15 protein-coding genes and 1 pseudogene are annotated in these 17,513 nt (G+C 72.9%); 6 read left to right on the top strand and 10 right to left on the bottom strand.

The window, feature by feature from the left end; genetic code table 11:
• The first annotated feature begins 1 nt into the window (after position 1).
• From ABZ898_RS28060 to ABZ898_RS28070, 3 genes and pseudogenes are all read left to right on the top strand, one after another.
• The gene (locus ABZ898_RS28060) at positions 2-856 is read left to right on the top strand and encodes an alpha/beta fold hydrolase (protein WP_361664686.1); all 855 of its coding nucleotides are present in this window, start codon (positions 2-4) and stop codon (positions 854-856) included.
• 276 nt (positions 857-1,132) lie between these two features.
• Positions 1,133-1,594 (top strand): GNAT family N-acetyltransferase, encoded by a 462-nt coding sequence (locus ABZ898_RS28065; RefSeq protein WP_361664689.1) that lies wholly within the window; start codon positions 1,133-1,135, stop codon positions 1,592-1,594.
• Positions 1,595-1,682: 88 nt separating this feature from the next.
• Positions 1,683-2,024: pseudogene (locus ABZ898_RS28070) on the top strand (methyltransferase domain-containing protein); the annotation flags it as partial.
• A gap of 3 nt (positions 2,025-2,027) precedes the next feature.
• On the opposite strand, the gene ABZ898_RS28075 reads toward ABZ898_RS28070, so the two are convergent.
• Both ABZ898_RS28075 and ABZ898_RS28080 read right to left on the bottom strand, forming a co-directional pair.
• Positions 2,028-2,531: a DUF402 domain-containing protein gene (locus tag ABZ898_RS28075; RefSeq protein ID WP_361664692.1), complete on the bottom strand. Its 504-nt coding sequence runs from the start codon at positions 2,529-2,531 to the stop codon at positions 2,028-2,030.
• Positions 2,512-3,441, bottom strand: a complete 930-nt coding sequence (locus ABZ898_RS28080; protein ID WP_361664694.1) for a GNAT family N-acetyltransferase — start codon at positions 3,439-3,441, stop codon at positions 2,512-2,514. The genes ABZ898_RS28075 and ABZ898_RS28080 overlap by 20 nt, the downstream gene beginning before the upstream one ends.
• Before the next feature lie 71 nt (positions 3,442-3,512).
• On the opposite strand from ABZ898_RS28080, the gene ABZ898_RS28085 reads away from it, so the two are divergent.
• Positions 3,513-3,884 (top strand): GntR family transcriptional regulator, encoded by a 372-nt coding sequence (locus tag ABZ898_RS28085; RefSeq protein ID WP_361664697.1) that lies wholly within the window; start codon positions 3,513-3,515, stop codon positions 3,882-3,884.
• A gap of 7 nt (positions 3,885-3,891) precedes the next feature.
• Here ABZ898_RS28085 and ABZ898_RS28090 read toward each other — a convergent pair whose 3' ends face one another.
• Both ABZ898_RS28090 and ABZ898_RS28095 read right to left on the bottom strand, forming a co-directional pair.
• Positions 3,892-4,662, bottom strand: a complete 771-nt coding sequence (locus tag ABZ898_RS28090) for a DUF72 domain-containing protein (RefSeq protein ID WP_361664699.1) — start codon at positions 4,660-4,662, stop codon at positions 3,892-3,894.
• A gap of 38 nt (positions 4,663-4,700) precedes the next feature.
• Positions 4,701-5,810 (bottom strand): DUF5925 domain-containing protein, encoded by a 1,110-nt coding sequence (locus ABZ898_RS28095; protein WP_361664702.1) that lies wholly within the window; start codon positions 5,808-5,810, stop codon positions 4,701-4,703.
• Between the two features lie 110 nt (positions 5,811-5,920).
• On the opposite strand from ABZ898_RS28095, the gene ABZ898_RS28100 reads away from it, so the two are divergent.
• Positions 5,921-7,336: a xylan 1,4-beta-xylosidase gene (locus ABZ898_RS28100; RefSeq protein WP_361664705.1), complete on the top strand. Its 1,416-nt coding sequence runs from the start codon at positions 5,921-5,923 to the stop codon at positions 7,334-7,336.
• Positions 7,337-7,351: 15 nt separating this feature from the next.
• Here the strand turns inward: ABZ898_RS28100 and ABZ898_RS28105 are convergent, their stop codons facing one another.
• The 5 genes from ABZ898_RS28105 to ABZ898_RS28125 form a co-directional block, all read right to left on the bottom strand.
• Positions 7,352-10,954 (bottom strand): lipopolysaccharide biosynthesis protein, encoded by a 3,603-nt coding sequence (locus ABZ898_RS28105; RefSeq protein WP_361664707.1) that lies wholly within the window; start codon positions 10,952-10,954, stop codon positions 7,352-7,354.
• Positions 10,947-11,747: a polysaccharide deacetylase family protein gene (locus tag ABZ898_RS28110; protein WP_361664710.1), complete on the bottom strand. Its 801-nt coding sequence runs from the start codon at positions 11,745-11,747 to the stop codon at positions 10,947-10,949. Before ABZ898_RS28110 ends, ABZ898_RS28105 begins: the two co-directional genes overlap by 8 nt.
• On the bottom strand, positions 11,744-12,781 hold the full coding sequence (locus ABZ898_RS28115) for a glycosyltransferase family 2 protein (RefSeq protein WP_361664713.1): 1,038 nt from the start codon (positions 12,779-12,781) through the stop codon (positions 11,744-11,746). The genes ABZ898_RS28110 and ABZ898_RS28115 overlap by 4 nt, the downstream gene beginning before the upstream one ends.
• Entirely contained in the window at positions 12,778-13,596 is an 819-nt protein-coding gene (locus ABZ898_RS28120) for a glycosyltransferase family 2 protein (RefSeq protein WP_361664716.1), read from the bottom strand. The genes ABZ898_RS28115 and ABZ898_RS28120 overlap by 4 nt, the downstream gene beginning before the upstream one ends.
• Before the next feature lie 373 nt (positions 13,597-13,969).
• Positions 13,970-14,512, bottom strand: coding sequence for a hypothetical protein (locus tag ABZ898_RS28125; RefSeq protein ID WP_361664719.1), 543 nt, complete (start codon positions 14,510-14,512; stop codon positions 13,970-13,972).
• 310 nt (positions 14,513-14,822) lie between these two features.
• Here ABZ898_RS28125 and ABZ898_RS28130 point away from each other — a divergent pair, with 310 nt between their 5' ends.
• Positions 14,823-15,617, top strand: coding sequence for an SGNH/GDSL hydrolase family protein (locus ABZ898_RS28130; protein WP_361664722.1), 795 nt, complete (start codon positions 14,823-14,825; stop codon positions 15,615-15,617).
• A 49-nt stretch (positions 15,618-15,666) separates the two neighbouring features.
• On the opposite strand, the gene ABZ898_RS28135 is transcribed toward ABZ898_RS28130, so the two are convergent.
• Entirely contained in the window at positions 15,667-17,205 is a 1,539-nt protein-coding gene (locus tag ABZ898_RS28135; protein WP_361664724.1) for a serine/threonine-protein kinase, read from the bottom strand.
• Positions 17,206-17,513: the final 308 nt, after the last annotated feature.

The following is a 17,513-nucleotide window of genomic DNA, read 5'->3' on the forward strand; positions in this document are numbered from 1 at the left end:
GATGCTGCCCTGGAAGCGAGTGCTCAGACCGCTCGCCGCGCTGCTCCTGGCCGCCGCCGTCGCCACCGTCCCCGCCGCCACCGCCCACGCCGCTCCCAGCAGCGGCTGGAACGACTACTCCTGCAAGCCCTCCGCCGCCCACCCGCGTCCCGTCGTCCTCGTCCACGGCACGCTCGGCAACTCCGTCACCAACTGGGTGTCGCTCGCTCCGTACCTCAAGGAGCGCGGCTACTGCGTCTTCTCCCTCGACTACGGGCAGCTGTCCGGCGTCCCCGTCTTCTACGGCCTCGGCCCCATCGACAAGTCGGCCGGGCAACTGTCCGCCTTCGTCGACAAGGTGCTCACCGCCACCGGCGCCACCAAGGCCGACCTCGTCGGCCACTCCCAGGGCGGCATGATGCCCCGGTACTACCTGAAGTTCCTCGGCGGAGCCGCCAAGGTGAACGCGCTCGTCGGCATCGCCCCCAGCAACCACGGCACCGACCTGAACGGCCTCACCAACCTGCTGCCGTACTTCCCCGGCGCGGAGGACCTGATCAAGGCGAGCACGCCCGCCCTGGCCGACCAGATCACCGGCTCGGCCTTCCTGACCAAGCTCAACGCGGGCGGCGACACCGTCCCCGGAGTGCACTACACCGTCATCGCCACCAAGTACGACGAGGTCGTCACCCCCTGGCGCACCCAGTACCTGACCGGCTCCGACGTCCGCAACGTCCTCCTCCAGGACCTCTGCCCGCTCGACCTCTCGGAACACGTGGCGATCGGCATCTTCGACCGCATCGCGTACCACGAGGTCGCCAACGCCCTGGACCCGTCCCACGCGACGGCCACCACCTGCGCGTCCGCCTTCAGCTGACGTGACTCGGGGCCCTGCCCGGCCTGAGCCGCCCGGCAGGGCCCCGTGATCGTGGGCGGCGTGGCCGAACCGAGGGCCGCGCGCCGAAGTGCACCGGAACTCCTCGAAAGCGGTACGGCCGGCCGACTCCCGCAAGAGGCCGCTCCCGTGGGGGGACGCCCTGAGAAACTAGCCCCGCCGACCGGCGGATCGGTCCGCTCCGGGCCGCTGGAGCCGATCTTTATGGTCGGCTTAAGGCGGTGCTCAGGCTGGCCTCAGGTCGCTACCGTGGCCGGCATGGACGATCACCAGGAGAACGCGGTCCGCGCGGCCACCGCCGAGGACGCGGCGGCCGTGCGCGCGGTCACCGACGCCGCCTACCATCCCTATGTCGCGCGCATAGGAGTCGTGCCCCAGCCCATGGAGGCGGACCACGGCGCCGACATCGCGGCGGGCCGCGTGTTCGTCACCGGCGAACCGGTCGCCGGGCTCGTGGTGGTCCGGCCCTTCCCCGGCCACCTCGCCCTCGACAGCGTCGCCGTCCACCCCGACGCCCACGGCCGGGGCGTCGGCCGCCTGCTGCTGCGCTTCGTGGAGGCGCACGCCCGCGCCCTGGCCCTCCCCGAGATCCGGCTCTACACCAACGCCCTCATGTGGGAGAACCAGCGGATCTACCCCCGCTACGGCTACGACCTGGTGGAACGCCGGGTAGACGGCCCGTACGACCGCCTCCACTACCGCAAGCGGCTCGGCCTCTGACGGGACGTCGTTGTCAGTGGCGGGTGGGGAGAGAGAAGCCACGCTCCACGCGAGCGCTTGCGCGGCCACTCCCGGCGGCGACCAGCCCGCCTCCCCGGCCATGGTCGAGCGGGCCCGCGTCAAGCTGGCCGGCCGGGACGCGCGGGTGCTGGCCGGGGACGCGGCCCGGCCGCCGGTGGAGGAGCGTGGCCATGACGTGATCCTCGTCCGTCATGTGCTGTGGACGCTGCCCCGGCCCGCCGAGGTGCTGCGGCACTGGCGCACCCTGCTGCGCCCCGGTGGGCGGTTCGTGCTCGTCGAGGGCGTCTGGGGGAGCCTCGCCCGGGTCGGCCTGCCCGCCGGCACGGTCACCGGGCTGCTGGCGCCCCTCGCCGGCCGGATACGCGTGGTGCCGCTGGCCGGTGACCCCCTGCTGTGGGACACGCCCTAGGGATCAGGCCGCGAGCAGGGAAGCGAGGCCCTCGGCGCGGGCCAGGGTTTCGAGTTCGTCCAGGGCCGCGCGGGCGGCGGAGGCCGCCGCGGGGTCGTTCTCCGGCAGGCCGCTCGCCGCGAACTCGTCCTCGTCCAGGCGGAGTACGTCCTTGCCGTCGCCGGAGACCCAGAGGTCCAGGTCGAGGTCCTCCACGACTACTTCGCCGCCGGAGCGGACGGCGGGGCGGGTGATGTCGCAGTACCAGCCCTTCAGGGTGCCGTCCTGGGCGCGGACCTCCTTCACCGCGTACCAGCGGTCCCGCCAGTAGTGCTCGGTGAACACGTCCCCGGGCTCGAAGCGCACGAAGCCGAAGTCCCGTACCCCCTCGCCCGCCCAGGGGGCCCGCACCGACACCCGGGTGCCGTCGTCCCCGAGCAGGGCGGCCGGGTAACGGATCTTCGTACGGCCCCCCTTGACCAGGACGATCTCCAACTCGCCGGACAGCTCAGCCGAGTTCGCGGACATAACGCACCTCCGTGGCACAGAACTCGTAACCGAGCCATGTGTTGATCGCGATCATCGGGCCGTTGCCCGCGTCGTTCCCGGTGAACGCCTCGGTGTGGCCGGCCGCGCGCGCCCGGTGCAGCGAGTGCAGCTTGGCGAGCTTGGCCAGGCCCCGGCCCCGGTAGGCGCGGGACGTGCCGGTCATGGCGGTGAAGTAGCGGGTGCCGCCGTCGGTGTAGGCCACGCTGAAGGCGACCGCGCGGCCGTCGGCCACCGCCACGACGGTCAGCCCGAGGTCCAGCAGCGGATGCTTCCAGGTCTCCTCCAGCCACGCCTCGTAGTCCGCGTAGGCGAGAGTGACCTCGCCGGGCTCGTCCGCCACCGACTCCGCGTCCAGCTCGAACAGCGGGCGCGGGTCGGCCGCGAAGTCGGCGGCCGTGCGCAGTTCCACGCCCGGCGGGGTGTCCGGCAGCGGAGGGAGCGTGCCGTCCGCCAGGGCGAGCCGGAGGAAGCGGGCCGGACGGCCGGGCCGGTAGCCGTGCCGTTCGGCGAACCGCGCGTTCGCGGGCTCGTCCAGCACCCAGGAGTACAGCCGCGTCGCACCCAGCGAGCCGAGGTACTCCTCGGCGGCCGCCACCAGCAGCCGCCCCGCGCCCCGCCCGGTGCGGTCCGGGCGGACGTGGACGTTCACGTACGCCTGCCCGGGCTCCGTGCTGTCGTGCGCCAGCGCGACCTGCGCCGTGCCGATCACCTCGCCGTCCTCCTCCGCGACCAGCGAGCGGAACCGGGCGTCCGGATGGCTCCGGGTGACGACATGGCGCACCGACTCCGGGGTGAACAGGATGTAGGGCAGCGCCAGCCGTCTCACCAGGGTGAAGCCCTCGGTGTCGGCGGCCACATCGGGGCGCAGATCGCGCACGACTACGGTCATGTGCACGCACCGTACGGGCGGGCCCGCCGGAGTGCCTCTCATTTTCCGCCCGGTGCGGGAGAATCGGCCCTGTGAGCCTGAAGATCCACATCGATGACAGCGCGCCGCCGTACGAGCAGGTCCGGGCGCAGATCTCCGAGCAGGCGCGGGCGGGCGTGCTCCCGGCCGGGTACCGGCTGCCGACCGTGCGCGGCCTCGCCGAGTCGCTCGGCCTCGCCGTGAACACCGTCGCCAAGGCCTACCGGGCGCTGGAGGCGGACGGCGTGATCGAGACCCGGGGGCGCAACGGCACCTACGTGGCCGCCGCCGGACCCGCCGCCACCCGCGAGGCCAGCACCGCCGCCCAGGCGTACGCCGAGCGGGCCAGGCGGCTCGGCCTGGACCACGACGAGGCGCTGGCCACCGTCCGCGACGCGCTGCGCGCGATCTACGACGCCGGCTGAACGGCGCTCACCGCCGCGCCCACGGCTCAGGTGTCCGCGTCACGTCGAGCCCGGCCCGCCGGGCCAGATCCGCGAACTCCGCCGCGTCCTTCACCGCCGCGCCCCGGGGGTCGTTGTTGAAGTAGGCGTACACGTCCTGTCCGTCCGGCCAGGCCGTGGTGACGCGCTCCAGCCAGGACTCCAGCGCCTGCGTGCCGTAGCGCGGCCAGGGCTTGGCCCGGCCCCGGTGGAAGCGCACGTACCCCCAGTCGGCGGTCCGCCACAGCGGGCCGGCCGGGCGCCCCAGCTCGTCCGCCCAGCACAGGGCGGCCTTCCGGCTCACGAGAACCTCGCGGGTCCCGGGCGTGCACCAGGAGTCGTGGCGCGGCTCGACCGCGACCCGGGTGCCCGCCGGGAAGCAGGCCAGGCAGGCGTCCAGCAGCGGCGGGTCCGCCCGCAGGGTCGGCGGGAGCTGGAGCAGGACCGGCCCGAGGTCCGCGCCCAGCCCCTCGGCGTGGCTCATCAGCCGGTGCACCGGTTCCTCCGGGTCCCGCAGCCGCTTGATGTGGGTCAGATAGCGGCTCGCCTTCACCGCGACCACGAAGCCCGGCGGCAGCCGCTCCCGCCACGCCTCGAAGTTCTCGCGGGACGGCAGCCGGTAGAAGGCGTTGTTCAGCTCGACCGTGGCGAACCGCTTCGCGTACTCCTCCAGCCACAGCCGCACCGGTACCCCCGCCGGGTACAGCACGCCCCGCCAGCTCTTGTACTGCCACCCCGACGTACCGACGAACAGGGTCATACAGCCATGAAAGCATCCTGGTGCGGACAGGCGCCCTCTTAGAGGTACAGCCCCGCGTCCGCCCCGTCCCGGGCGCCCGGCACCGAGGTGGGCGTCGTGCCCCGGCGCAGCGCGTACAGCTCGGCCAGCGTCGAGCCGTCCCGGCCCAGCTCGTTCTCCAGCTCCGCCGCCTGCTCGCCGAGCCACGCCACCGACTCCGTCCGGGTCAGCGGGCCCACCTCGATCCGGGCCAGACACCGGCCGGGCCGGACCACGGCCGGGTGCAGCCGCTCCAGGTCCTCGTTGGTGGTGACGCCCACCAGGACGTTGCGGCCCTGGCCGAGCAGCCCGTCGGTCAGGTTCAGCAGCCGCGACAGCGCCTGGCCCGCGGTGTGCCGGGCCTCGCCCCTGATCAGCTCGTCGCAGTCCTCCAGCAGGAGCAGCCGCCAACGCCCCTTGCCCGTGCCGTCCTCCTCGCCGATCGCGATGTCCATCAGATAGCCCACGTCGGAGAAGAGCCGCTCCGGGTCCAGCACGCAGTCCACCTGGCACCACTCGCGCCAGGAACGGGCCAGCGTGCGCAGCGCGGAGGTCTTGCCGGTGCCCGGCGGCCCGTGCAGCAGCAGGAGCCGGCCCGCGATGTCCTGCGGCGTCGTCCCCATCAGGCGGTCCATCGCCTGGGCCACCGGCGCCGTGTAGTTGGCCCGCACCTCCTCCCAGGTGCCGGCCGCGATCTGGCGGGTGGTGCGGTGGGGGCCGCGCCGGGGGGAGACGTACCAGAACCCCATCGTGACGTCGTCCGGCTGCGGGGCGGGCTCGTCGGTCGCCCCGTCGGTGGCCCGGCCGAGGACCTCCTCGGCCAGCTCGGCCGTGGTCGCGGTCACCGTGACGTCCGCGCCCCGGTTCCAGCGGGAGACCAGCAGGGTCCAGCCGTCGCCCTCGGCGAGGGTCGCGCTGCGGTCCTCGTCGCGGGCCACCCGCAGCACGCGGGCGCCCTCGGGCAGCAGGGTGGCCCCGGAGCGGACCCGGTCGATGTTGGCCGCCTGCGCGAACGGCTGCTCACCCGTGGCGAAACGGCCCAGGAACAGCGCGTCGACGACGTCGGAGGGCGAGTCGGAGTCGTCGACGTTCAACCGGATGGGCAGAGCGTCGTGCGGGTTCAGGGACATGCCGCCATGATCGGGCACCGGCGCACCGCGCGCACGGCAATTCCGCGGCTTGTCCCCAGGTGTTCCCAACTCACGCCCGATGCCGGGATCGGGCCGTTACTGTGGAGATGATGGGACGTCATCGGTGGTACACGGGGGCACGGAGATGGCGGATCACCGCCCTGCTCGGCGTGGGCGCGACCGCCCTCGCCCTGCTGGTGACCCTCCTGAACACGCTCCCCGGACGCGGCGCCGGCACGGACGGCACCACCCGTGACGGCGACAGGGCGCACGGCACGCCCGCCGCACCGGCAGGACCCGTCCGCCCCTCCGTGGGCTGGGGGTTCACCCACACCCAGTACAGCGCCGACCAGGGCGCGGGCAGCGACCGGGTCGCGCGGCTGGTCAAGGACGACGGCGGGCTCCCGCAGGACCAGGCGATCATGGGCTGGGGCGCCGACAACCCCGAACCGGTCGAAGGACGCTACGACTTCGGCGCCCTCGACCGCCGCATCGACTTCATCCGGGCCTCCGGCGGCACCCCCGTCGTCACCCTGTGCTGCGCCCCGGACTGGATGAAGGGCGGCCGCTCCGGCGTCGGCACCACCGACTGGAGCCAGGACTCGCTGGAGCGGGCACCCGACCCGGAGCACTACCAGGACTTCGCCGACCTGGCCGGCACCGTCGCCCGCCGCTACCCCGACGTACGCCACTTCGTCGTCTGGAACGAGTTCAAGGGCTTCTGGAACGAGGCGGAGGGCCGCTGGGACCACGAGGGGTACACCAAGCTGTACAACCTGGTCCACGCGGCGCTGAAGAAGGCCGACCCGGACAACCTCGTCGGCGGCCCCTACCTGCCCATGGACAGCGTCGACCCGCGCTCCTCCGACGCCTCGGCCCGGGTCCGCGGGCCCTGGGGCGCGATGGACCAGCGGGTGCTGGACGCCTTCGACTACTGGAACACCCACAAGGCCGGCGCCGACTTCGTGGTGGTCGACGGCTCCAGCTACACCAACGACGACCGACTGCTCCCCGACGCGTTCGCCGCCACGGACAAGTTCACCGCCGTCGGCCAGTGGGTCCGGGAGCGCACGCACGGCCTGCCGCTGTGGTGGGCCGAGTACTACGTGGAACCCGCCGATTCCCAGGACCGCCGCGACGGCTGGTCCGAGGCCCGCCGGATCGCCGTGCACGCCGCCGGGCTGATCGCCATGGCCCGGGGCGGCGCCGAATCCGGCTTCTACTGGAACCCGGAGAAGAAGAGCGGGCCCGGCTGCCCCGGCTGCCTGTGGACCCCGACCGGCGACAGCGACGGCGGCCGCGAGCTGCCCATGTACGGGCTGGTCTCCCGCTTCGGCAAGGCGTTCCCGCCCGGCACCCGGTACGAGAAGGTGTCCGTCGCCGCCGACGACCGGACCGACCTCAGGGTCCTGGCGAGCCGGGACACCGTGCTGGTGGTCAACACCCTGGACCGCCCGGTCAGCGCCCGCGTCGACGGCAGACGGTTCGAGATGCGCGGCTACGAGGTGAAGTGGCTCGACCGCTGAGCCACCCGCCCCTCCTCAGCTCATCGTCAGGAACCGCTGCGCCAGCGAGGCCAGTACGACCGCCAGCAGCGGCAGCGCGAACCAGAAACCGCCCTGCAGCCGCCGCAGCACAGCGACGCCCGGCCGGAACGCCACCCGTACCACCTCCCGCGCGGTCAGCAGCAGGATCAGCAGCGCCGCGGCCAGCGCACCCACCACCGACCACGGCGTCCAGGTGATCCGCGGCCCGACCGGACCGGGGTCCGGCTCGGGCACCGCCGCCTGCCCGCCCCCGCCGCCGCTCGCGTCCGGGCGCATCGCGTACACGGTCGCGTCCCCGTTCACCATGACCTTGGACAGCTCCGGGCGGCCGTCCAGCGTGCGGGTCAGCCGGGACGCCCAGGACGCCGGATAGCCCGCGTCCAGCTCCAGATAGCGGACCTGGCTCTCGTTGACGATCAGATACGACCGGGGTCCCGCGTCCCGGAGCGACTCGACCAGTCCGGACACCAGCACCGGGTCGGACGGTGCGAGGGTGGGCACATAGTTCACCCGCTCCATGTCCCGGGCACCCCAGGGCAGGGCCGGGGTCACGTCGTTGACCGTGTCCGTGGTCAGCCACAGCAGCCGCACGGTCGGCTCGTCATGGGCGTACACCCAGTCCATCGCCGCGACCTCGCCGGGCCGGGTCCGCTCGAACGGCTCGTTGCCCCAGCGGGCCACCAGGAAACCGCCGATCAGCAGCAGCCCCGCCGTGAGCGCGGCCGGCGCGGCCAGGCTCATCCGGTCCCGCGCCCGCTCCTCACCGCTCACCCCGGTCCGCGGGAACAGCGCGAGCGCGCCCAGCAGGGCCGCACCCGGCAGGGCGAACATGAAGACGCGCAGCGCCATCTCGCCGCCGTACGACTGCATGCCGAATCCCAGGAACGGCACGAACGCCAGCACCAGCAGGGAGCGTTCGCGGTAGCCGAGCACGCGCCGCCGCCACCAGCCCCAGCAGGCCAGCGCCAGCACCGACCCGGCCAGCAGCACACGGGTGTACAGCACCAGCTTGTGCGTCGAACTGCCGCCCTCGATACGGCCGGAGACCGAGGTCGACACATTGCCGCCGACCCCGCCGAGCCCCCCGAACAGCTCGTCGAAGTGCCCCGACCAGTACGGCTCCGCCATGAAGCCGATCCACACCGTCACCACCACCGCGAACAGCAGGGGCAGCCCCCGCAGTTCGCACCGGCCGAGCAGTACCAGGGCCGTGAGCACCCCGAGCATCACGAACGGGGTGAGCTGGTGTGCCGGGACGCAGGCCAGGAACAGGGCGACCAGCACCAGCAGCAGCACGACGCGTTGACGCCGGTCGGTGGGCTCGACCTCCGCCTCACCCGGCCGGAACCGGGTCCAGATCATGTGCGGCGCCCGGAACCACACCAGCAGCACGGCCACGAAGACCAGGTACAGCAGATAGGTGAAGCCCTGCGGGGAGAAGTAGTCCTGTCCGACCCAGCCGCTCAGCGCGAACAGCCACACCCCGGTCCACCGGGCCCGCCAGCCCGCCCGCAGTGACCGCGTCAGCAGGAACATCGGTGCTAGATAGGCGAGTTGGACGGCCGTCGGCCACCAGCGGATCACCTCGGTGAAGTCGGACACCCCGCACGTCTTCGCGGCGAACGCGATCACCGCGAAGAAGCCCGGCCAGCTCCAGCGGGCGTCCAGATCCGGCACGGCCGACCCGGTGCGGTCGATGTAGTCCAGGAAGCCCAGGTGCTGCCAGGCCGTGGGGAACCTCGGCGCGCTCTCGATCACGGCGGGCAGCGCGTGCAGGGACACCACGGTCGCCACCAGGGTGAGCAGCAGCAGGGCCCGGTGCTCCCGGCGCAGCCGCAGCAGCGCGGCGAACACCGTGACCAGCAGCGCCGCCCCCGCCAGCGTCGGCAGGGGCAGCACCGACACCAGGCCGAGGCCGCCCATCCGGTCCAGATCGGCGTCGGTCAGACGCAGGGCGGGCACCCAGAAGAGGACCAGAGCTGCGGTCAGGAGGCAGCCGAGGAGCACGCCGGTGCGGGTCGGCGCCAGGGAACGGCGGGCCGGGGACGGCGGCGGGGCCGGGGATGAGGCCGGGGCCGGGGTGCTCTTTGCCGGCGGCCGCTTCCGTCCGGGCGGCGCCACGTCGAAGGGCGCGTCCACCGAGTCCACTTCCGCTGCCTCCTCCTTGTCGGCGGCCACCGCCCAGGAGGGGGTCCGCCGGACGGGTCGTACCCGGATCGTCTCGCGGGAACCCAGGTCCGCCAGGTCGCCGTCCGGGGCCCCCGTCACCGGGCCCGCCCGGACGACCCGCCACAGACGGGGTGCCGCGACCGCCACGATCACCGCCAGGCTGGAGATCTCCGCGACGCCCGCGCCGGTCAGTCCCATCCGGGGCAGGAGCAGCAGGGTCAGGCCCAGCACCAGCACGCACAACAGCCCCTGCAGCCAGGCGAGTCCGGCGGTCCGGCTCTGCGCGCGGAGCACCGCGAAGTAGGTCTCCATCACCACCCGCAGCACCGCGCCGACCGCGAACCAGCGCAGCAGCGGGGTCGCCGCGTCCGCGTACCCCGCGCCGAACACGCCCAGAATCCACGGGGCGCCGACGAAGAGGACGCCCGCCACCGGCAGCATGATCCGGGCCATCCGCTTCAGCGCCGCCCGCGTGTTGGCGGCCAGCCGCGCCGGGTCGTGCGAGCCTTCCACGGTGAGCGAGGCGCCCATGTTGACGGCGAGCAGATTGGTGGTGCCGCCGATGGTGGTGGTGATGTAGAAGTACGCGTTGTCCTCGGCGCTGACCTGCGAGGCGATGATGACCGGGACGAGGTAGACCACTCCGAGGGAGAACAGCGAGCCGGTGTAGTCACCGGCGAGGAACCGGCCGATCTCCCGCAGCGTCGGCGGATGCGCCCGCCCCTCCGTCGCCGCCGTGTGGCGGGGCACCAGCCGCCGGAACACCAGCCAGCCCAGCGGGATCACCGAGGTGGCGATGGCGGCGACCCAGGACACGAAGACCCCGGCGGCCGGGATCGCCACGGCGAACGCCACCAGCAGCCCCAGCTTCACCGAGGAGAACACGGTGTTGCCCACCGGAACCCAGGGCGCGCTGCGCAGCCCGGTCAGCACCCCGTCCTGGAGGGTGAGCACGTTCCAGGCCACCACCGCCGCGATGAACCCGAGCCCGCTCACCGGGCCGTGCAGGAACCGGTACGAGGGCCCCCACATGTGCAGCGTCAGCAGGAACACCCCCGCCGCCACCGCCACCACCAGCGAGGACCCGGCGTACGTACGGAAGATGAGCCGGGCGGTGGAGCGGCCGGCGACCGGGATGAAGCGGGCCAGGGCGCCGGTCAGGGTCACCGCGGTCAGTCCGGCGAGGAGCTTCATCGCGGCGATGGCCGCCGAACCCTGCCCGACCGCCGACTCGGAGTAGTAGCGCGCCGCCGCCAGCCAGAAGCCCAGTCCGAGGACGGCGGAGATGCCGGTGTTCACCATCAGCGCGTAGGCGTTGCGGAACAGCGGGTCGCCGCCGGCCGCGCGCCCCGGCAGGAGCAGGCGCGGACGGCGCCCCGGCGCGGACACGGCCGGGGCGGACTCTTGGGCGGTGGTCGTGTCAGACACGGGCGAGGATGGCCTTCCGGCAGACCTGGCGGGTTCTGCGCACGAGCGCGTATCCCTTGGTGAGTGCCCGGTCCCTGGCGAAGTCGCGTGCGAGGGACCGCCCTTGCAGCAGCCGCGTGAACTCGGCCGCCCCCGTGCTCCGCCGCACGGTGACCCGGCGCAGCGCGTACGGGCCCTGCCCGCGCCGGGCGAGCGCGTTGCCGACCGCGAGCGCCTGGGCGTAGCCCGCCTCCCGCACGGCTCGCCGCACCCGGCGGCTGGAGTAGCCGTAGGGGTAGGCGAAGGACACCGGGCGCGAGCCCAGTTCGGCGGTGAGGAGGCCGGTGCTGTGTTCCAGCTCGGCGGCCAGGGCGTCGTCGTCCAGCTGGTCGAGCTGCGGATGGCTGTGGCTGTGGCCGCCGATCTCGACCCCTCCGTCGGCGAGTTCGCGCACCTGGGCCCAGTCGAGCATGGCGTCCAGGCCGCCCCCGGTGTCGTGCGGTCCCCTGATCCAGCCGGTGGAGGCGAACAGGGTCGCCGGGAAACCGTGCTCGGCGAGCACCGGCAGGGCGTGCCGGTGGACGCCCTCGTAACCGTCGTCGAAGGTGATCAGCACCGGCCGGGCGGGCAGCGGGCGCCCGTGGCGCCAGTGGTCTGCGAGCGCGGCGGTGGTGAGCGGGGTCAGGCCCAGATCGTCGATGAGCGCCATCTGCCCGGCGAACGCCTCCGGTGCCACCGACAGGGCGCGGGTGGCGTCGTTGGGCGCGGTCGCCACCGCGTGGTACATGAGGATCGGTACCGCCGTCCCGGTCATCCGCGCACCTCCACCGGGGGCACCGCGAACCGGGCTCCGCCGCACCGGGCGCGCACGCTGCCGACCAGGTAGCCGCCCGCCGCCGTGAGCACACCCGTGATGATGGCGCCCGCGCGCCCCGCACCGCCCGGACGGGCGAGCAGGGCGTCGCGCAGACCGCGCGCGACCCCGGCGGGCAGCACCTTCGTGGCGTAACGCCGTTCGGACTCCAGCCCCTTCGACGCGCCCACGCTCCGCGCCACCAGCGCCTTGGACAGCCCCTCGGCGTAGGCGCGGGTGCGGAAGTAGGCGAACCGCTCGCGGGCCTCGGGCACCCGGTGGTGGATCACCGCCCGGTCGTCGATCAGGAGCACGGCGTCGGGCCGGGCGCGGGTGAGGCGGATGCACAGTTCCGTCTCCTCGCAGCCCAGCGGGCGGCGGTCGCCGTCGCGGCCGATGCCGGTGGCGAAGCCGCCCGCCACGTCGAACGCGGTGCGCCTGAAGGAGGCGTTGCCGCCCAGCACGTTGCGCACCCGGACCCGGCCGGGCGGCAGGCCCCGGTAGGTGCAGCCCACCACCCAGTCGAACTCCTCCGGGAACCAGACGGGCCGCCGGCCCGAGGCCCACACGGGCTCGGTCCGGCCGCCGACCGCCAGGACGCGCGGGTCGGCGTACCCCTCGGCGAAGCGGCGCAGCCAGTCCCGCTCGGCCACGGCGTCGTCGTCGAGGAACGCGATCACCTCGCCCCGGGACGCGGCGACCCCGGTGTTGCGGCCCGCGGACAGGCCCCGCGGACCGGCGTTGGCGAGCACCCGGACGGCACCGACGGCACCGACGGCACCGACGGCGCCGGCGGCACCGGACGCACCGCCCGCAGCCGGCTCCTTGAACTCGTGCGTCAGCCGGTCCAGCAGGGCGGTGTTGTGGTCCACGACGAGGAGGGTCTCCAGCGCCGGGCGGGACTGGGCGCGCACCGAGGAGACCGCGGCGAGGATGTCCTCCCAGCGGTCCTCGGTGTACACACAGATCACGACGGAGATCTCCGGAGCGGTCAAGACGCCGCTCCCCGACGGGAGTCCGCCAGCGGCGAGCGGCGTCCCCGGCGCCGGGCGCGGCGGCCGGAACGCTCCTCGAGGATCACTCTGAGGACCCGCAGCCCGTCCCGTACGGCGCGCAGGTTGCTGGTGCCGTGGATGCGGAGGTACTCGTGGCTGGGGATCTCCTGCACCTTCAGCCCGGCCTTGACCACCCGGATGTTCATCAGGGTCTCGACCTCGAAGCCGGTGCAGTCCAGGTCGATCTTGTCCAGGCAGTGCCGCCAGAAGGCGTTGTAGCCGTAGCAGAGGTCGGTGTAGCGGGCGCCGAACTTGGCGTTGACGACCGTGCACAGCGCCCAGTTGCCGAGTTTGCGGATGAAGGTCATGTCGTCCGTGCCGCCGCCGTTGGCGAACCGGGAGCCCTTGGCGAAGTCGGCGCCGGAGACGAGCGCGGAGACGTAGGAGACGATCTCGTTGCCGTCGGCCGAGCCGTCCGCGTCGACCATCACGATGATGTCGCCGGAGCATGCCTCGAACCCGCTGATCAGGGCGTCCCCCTTGCCCTTGCCGCGCTGCGGGACGACCTTGACGTCCGGCCACAGCGAGCGGGCCACCTCCACGGTGTCGTCGGTGGAGTCGCCGTCGACCAGGACCACTTCGTGGATCCAGTCCGGCAGCGTCTTGAAGACGTACGGCAGGTTCTCCGCCTCGTTCATGGCGGGGATCACCACGCTCACCGGCGGAGTGATCGCCAGATGCGAGGAGATGGGCCGGTAGTGGGCCGAGAGCAGCGGCTCGCGGTCCGGACCCGGCGTGCGCAGAACAGAACTCATGACTGTGGTCCCTCTCGTCCGGTGGACCGCCCGCCCCCGGGCGGCCCGGCTGTGTGTCCGGTTCGAAAGGGGGGTTCTCGTCCTGGTCGTGGCACGGCGGAACGCTCTCCGCACCGGAAGACGAGCTGGCAAAGCTGACCGCGCCCCCGCAGAGATCAGGGACGGCCGGTCGCGCGGCACGGCCCGGTCACCTTGGTACGGCCACCGGGCACGGCACCCCCCTACCGCGCCTCACCCCGGTACGTCACGGCTCCGAGCCCTCCCCTGAACCGTGTGGCGACGGACCGATCTGGGTGAGATGTAAGACGGTATTGACGATAGAAGCAGAATCGCAAGACCTGGACGTGCTCTCACGATTCAGTTGGTTTGGGTGTTACGAAACTTTGGCCTGTTTTACCCCCTCCGAAGGCCGTTCCCCCGGACCTGCCCGCCCTCGCGCCCGGCCGGCCCGCTCCCGCACCCCGGTGGCCAGGAGGATCAGCAGGCTGAGGACGGCCACGGCGACGATTCCGCCGGTCACCGACCACTGATGCACGCTCAGCAGCGTCTCGGCCACCAGCATGTCGAGCGCGACCGCGCCCGCGAGCGCGGTGATCACCCGGCCGAAAAGGTCCAGCCCGCGCAGCGCCCGGGCGATCGCCAGGGCGGGTGCGGCGAGCAGGAACAGCAGCGCGCACGGCCCCCGCAGTGGTGAGCCGGAGTCGGTGAGCGCGAGCAGCGCGCCGCACGCGGCGATGCCGGTCGCGGCTCCGGCGAGCAGTGGTGGCAGGTCCCTCCCCGGTCCCGCCGGCGCACTGTCCTCGCCGCCCGCTCCGGAGCTGTCCGCTCGGGAGCTGTCCGCTCGGGAGCTGTCTGCGTCGGGCCTGACTGCTCTGGGCCTGTCTGCTCTGGGTCTGTTGCCAGTTGAGGACCGCATGGGCCGACTTTGCCCCCCGACGCGCCGGATGCCGGGCTTCAATGTGGCCCAGCCGCTCCGAAGCCGTCAAGACGACCCCTGTGCACATCCCCCTTCTGGGGAATTCTGCCCGAACCGTTCGACGTGGTGTGCTATGCGGCGGGTCGTCAACAGATCGGAGGCGTACCGGCAATATGCGGGACGGTGAGGGTCCGGGGCCGATTCCGTCGACGTGTGGTTGAGGGGGAAATTGTTTTGGCATGGACACTTCCCGTCAACGCGCGTAGCTGGTACCAAAGTTGTGGCAGAGATCCTGCTAAAGGGAGGTTCCATGAGACGTACCCGAATTGCGGCATACGTGACTTCACTCCTCCTCGCCACCGGCCTCACCTTCGCCGGTGCCGCTCCGTCCCAGGCCGCCACCGGCGGCTATGTGGCGCTCGGCGACTCCTACTCCTCCGGGGTCGGAGCGGGCAGTTACATCAGCTCCAGCGGTGACTGCGACCGCAGCACGAAGGCGTACCCCTACCTGTGGAACGCCGCGCACGGCCCGTCCTCGTTCGCCTTCAACGCCTGCTCGGGCGCCCGCACCGACGACGTCCTCGCGGGGCAGCTCGGCTCGCTCAACTCCTCCACCGGCCTGGTGTCCATCACCATCGGCGGCAACGACGCCGGCTTCGCCGACGTCATGACCACCTGTGTCATCTCCTCCGACAGCACCTGTCTGTCCCGGATCAACACCGCCCGCGCCTACGTCGACTCCACGCTGCCCGGCAAGCTCGACGCCGTGTACAACGCGATCAGCGCCAGGTCCCCCTCCGCCCGCGTGGTCGTCATCGGCTACCCGCGCTTCTACCTCCTCGGCCAGAGCTGCCTCGGTCTCTCCGAGACCAAGCGCTCCGCCATCAACAGCGCCTCCGACTACATGAACAGCGCCATCCAGAAGCGCGCCCAGGCCCACGGCTTCGTCTTCGGTGACGTCCGCACCACCTTCACCGGTCACGAGATCTGTTCCAGCAACTCCTGGCTGCACAGCGTCAACTGGACCAACATCGGCGAGTCGTACCACCCGACCGCGGCCGGACAGTCCGGGGGCTACCTCCCCGTGTTCACCAACGCCGCCTGAGCCACGGCACAGCGCGCGTCCGCAAGGCTGCCCTGCCGGTTCCGGCGTGTCAGGGTGAGCCCGAGGAAGAAGCGGAGGCCCCGTCCGACGGGGTCTCCGTCGCGTCTTCGCACGTCACCGAGAACGGCACCTCGTCGGACGTGACCCGCACCGGTTCGCGCACCTCCACCGCGACCGCGTTCTCCGAGGACCCGTCCTCGTCCCTCGTCCGCACGGTCACCCGCGCCCGCTTCGTCCGCTCCCCGCCCTCGGGGAACGACAGCGTGCGCCACTCCTCGCCCTCGAACGAGCCGTGCCGCAGCTTCCACCGGTAACGCACCTCGGCGGGCAGCCTGCCCACCGTGAACGTCGCGGTGAACACCGGGGAGTCGGCCTCCGGCGGCGGACAGGTCCCCTCGTACCGCGTGTGGGTCCCGGTCAGCGAGACCCGTACGGACTGCGCGGGCTCGCTGCTCGGCGAGGCGCTGCTCCTCGATGAAGACGGTGACGGCTCGCGGCTGGTGGGCGTGGCGGAGCGGGGCTCGTCGGTCGTCGCCGCGGTCGTGACCGGGGTGCCGCCGCCCTCGTTCCGGTCGCCGCCGTCCCGGTCGAACAGGGTGTACGCCAGTCCGGCCAGCGCGAGGGCCAGGGCGAGGACGCCGATGAGCAGGACGACACCCGCGCGGCGTTCGCGCACCGGCGGGCCCGGATCGGGTGCGGCGTCCGGCAGCGGGACGGTCGGCGGAGGCGGCGGTACGTACCGCACGCGGGTCGTGGGAGCGCCGCCGGCCGCGATCAGCCGCAGGTCGCGCGCGGCCTGCTCGGCGGGCATCCGCTCCTCGGGGTCCTTGCGGAGCAGGCCCTCGATCACCGGGGTGAGCGGGCCCGCCAGGCGCGGCGGCGGCAGCGGTTCGTCCACCACGGCGCGCAGGGTGGAGAGCGGGGTGTCGTGGCGGAACGGCGAGCCGCCCTCCACCGCCGCGTACAGCAGCACACCGAGCGACCACAGGTCCGAGCCGGGACCGGGCGTGCGGCCCAACGCCCGCTCGGGGGAGAGGAACTCGGGCGAGCCGATCACCTCTCCGGCCATGGTCAGCGCCGAACTGCCCTCGACCGAGGCGATGCCGAAGTCGGTCAGCACCACACGGCCGTCGTCCGCCAGCAGGACGTTGGCCGGCTTCACGTCGCGGTGCAGCACGCCGACCCCGTGCGCGGCGCGCAGCGCGTCCAGCACCTCCGCGCCGACGCGGGCGGCCTCCGGCGGGGGCAGCGGACCGGTCGTCCCGAGCACGTCGGCGAGGGACCGGCCGCGCACCAGCTCCATGACGATCCAGGGGCGACCGCCCTCCATCGCCACGTCGTACACCGTCACCACGTTGGCATGCGCGACCCGCGCCGCCGCCCACGCCTCGCGTTCCAGACGGGCGTACATCCGCTCCACGTCCGGTGCGGGCATCCCGGCCGGGGCCCGTACCTCCTTGACGGCCACCTCGCGCTGCAGCACCTCGTCGTACGCGCGCCACACCGTGCCCATGCCGCCCTCGCCCAGCGGGGACAGCAGACGGTAGCGGCCCGCGATCAACCGATCGCGTCCCGGCTCTCCGGACACGGGCGTCCTCCCCTGGCGAGTCGCGCGATTCCCAGGGGGTGTCTCTTCGATCTTCGTGGATCAGCCCGCGGCGTCTGGCGCGGTGCCTCGGCGTGCGGTCGGGTCGTCCGCGTACTTGGACGTACTCGGGCGGCCCGGCCGTGCGGCGAGGTGCCGTGTCAGGCGTCGCGGGCCCGCGAAGATCGAAGAGACACCCCCTAGGCCGTGTCCGCAAAGTGGCGCCTGGCTCGCGGCGTCTGGCACGCACGCTCGCCGCGTTGTCGGGATCGCCCTCGTACATCCAGTACGAGGGCGACCCTCCGCCTTGC

It is taken from the genome of Streptomyces sp. NPDC046860 (genome assembly GCF_040645115.1).
Classification (GTDB): Bacteria; Actinomycetota; Actinomycetes; order Streptomycetales; family Streptomycetaceae; genus Streptomyces.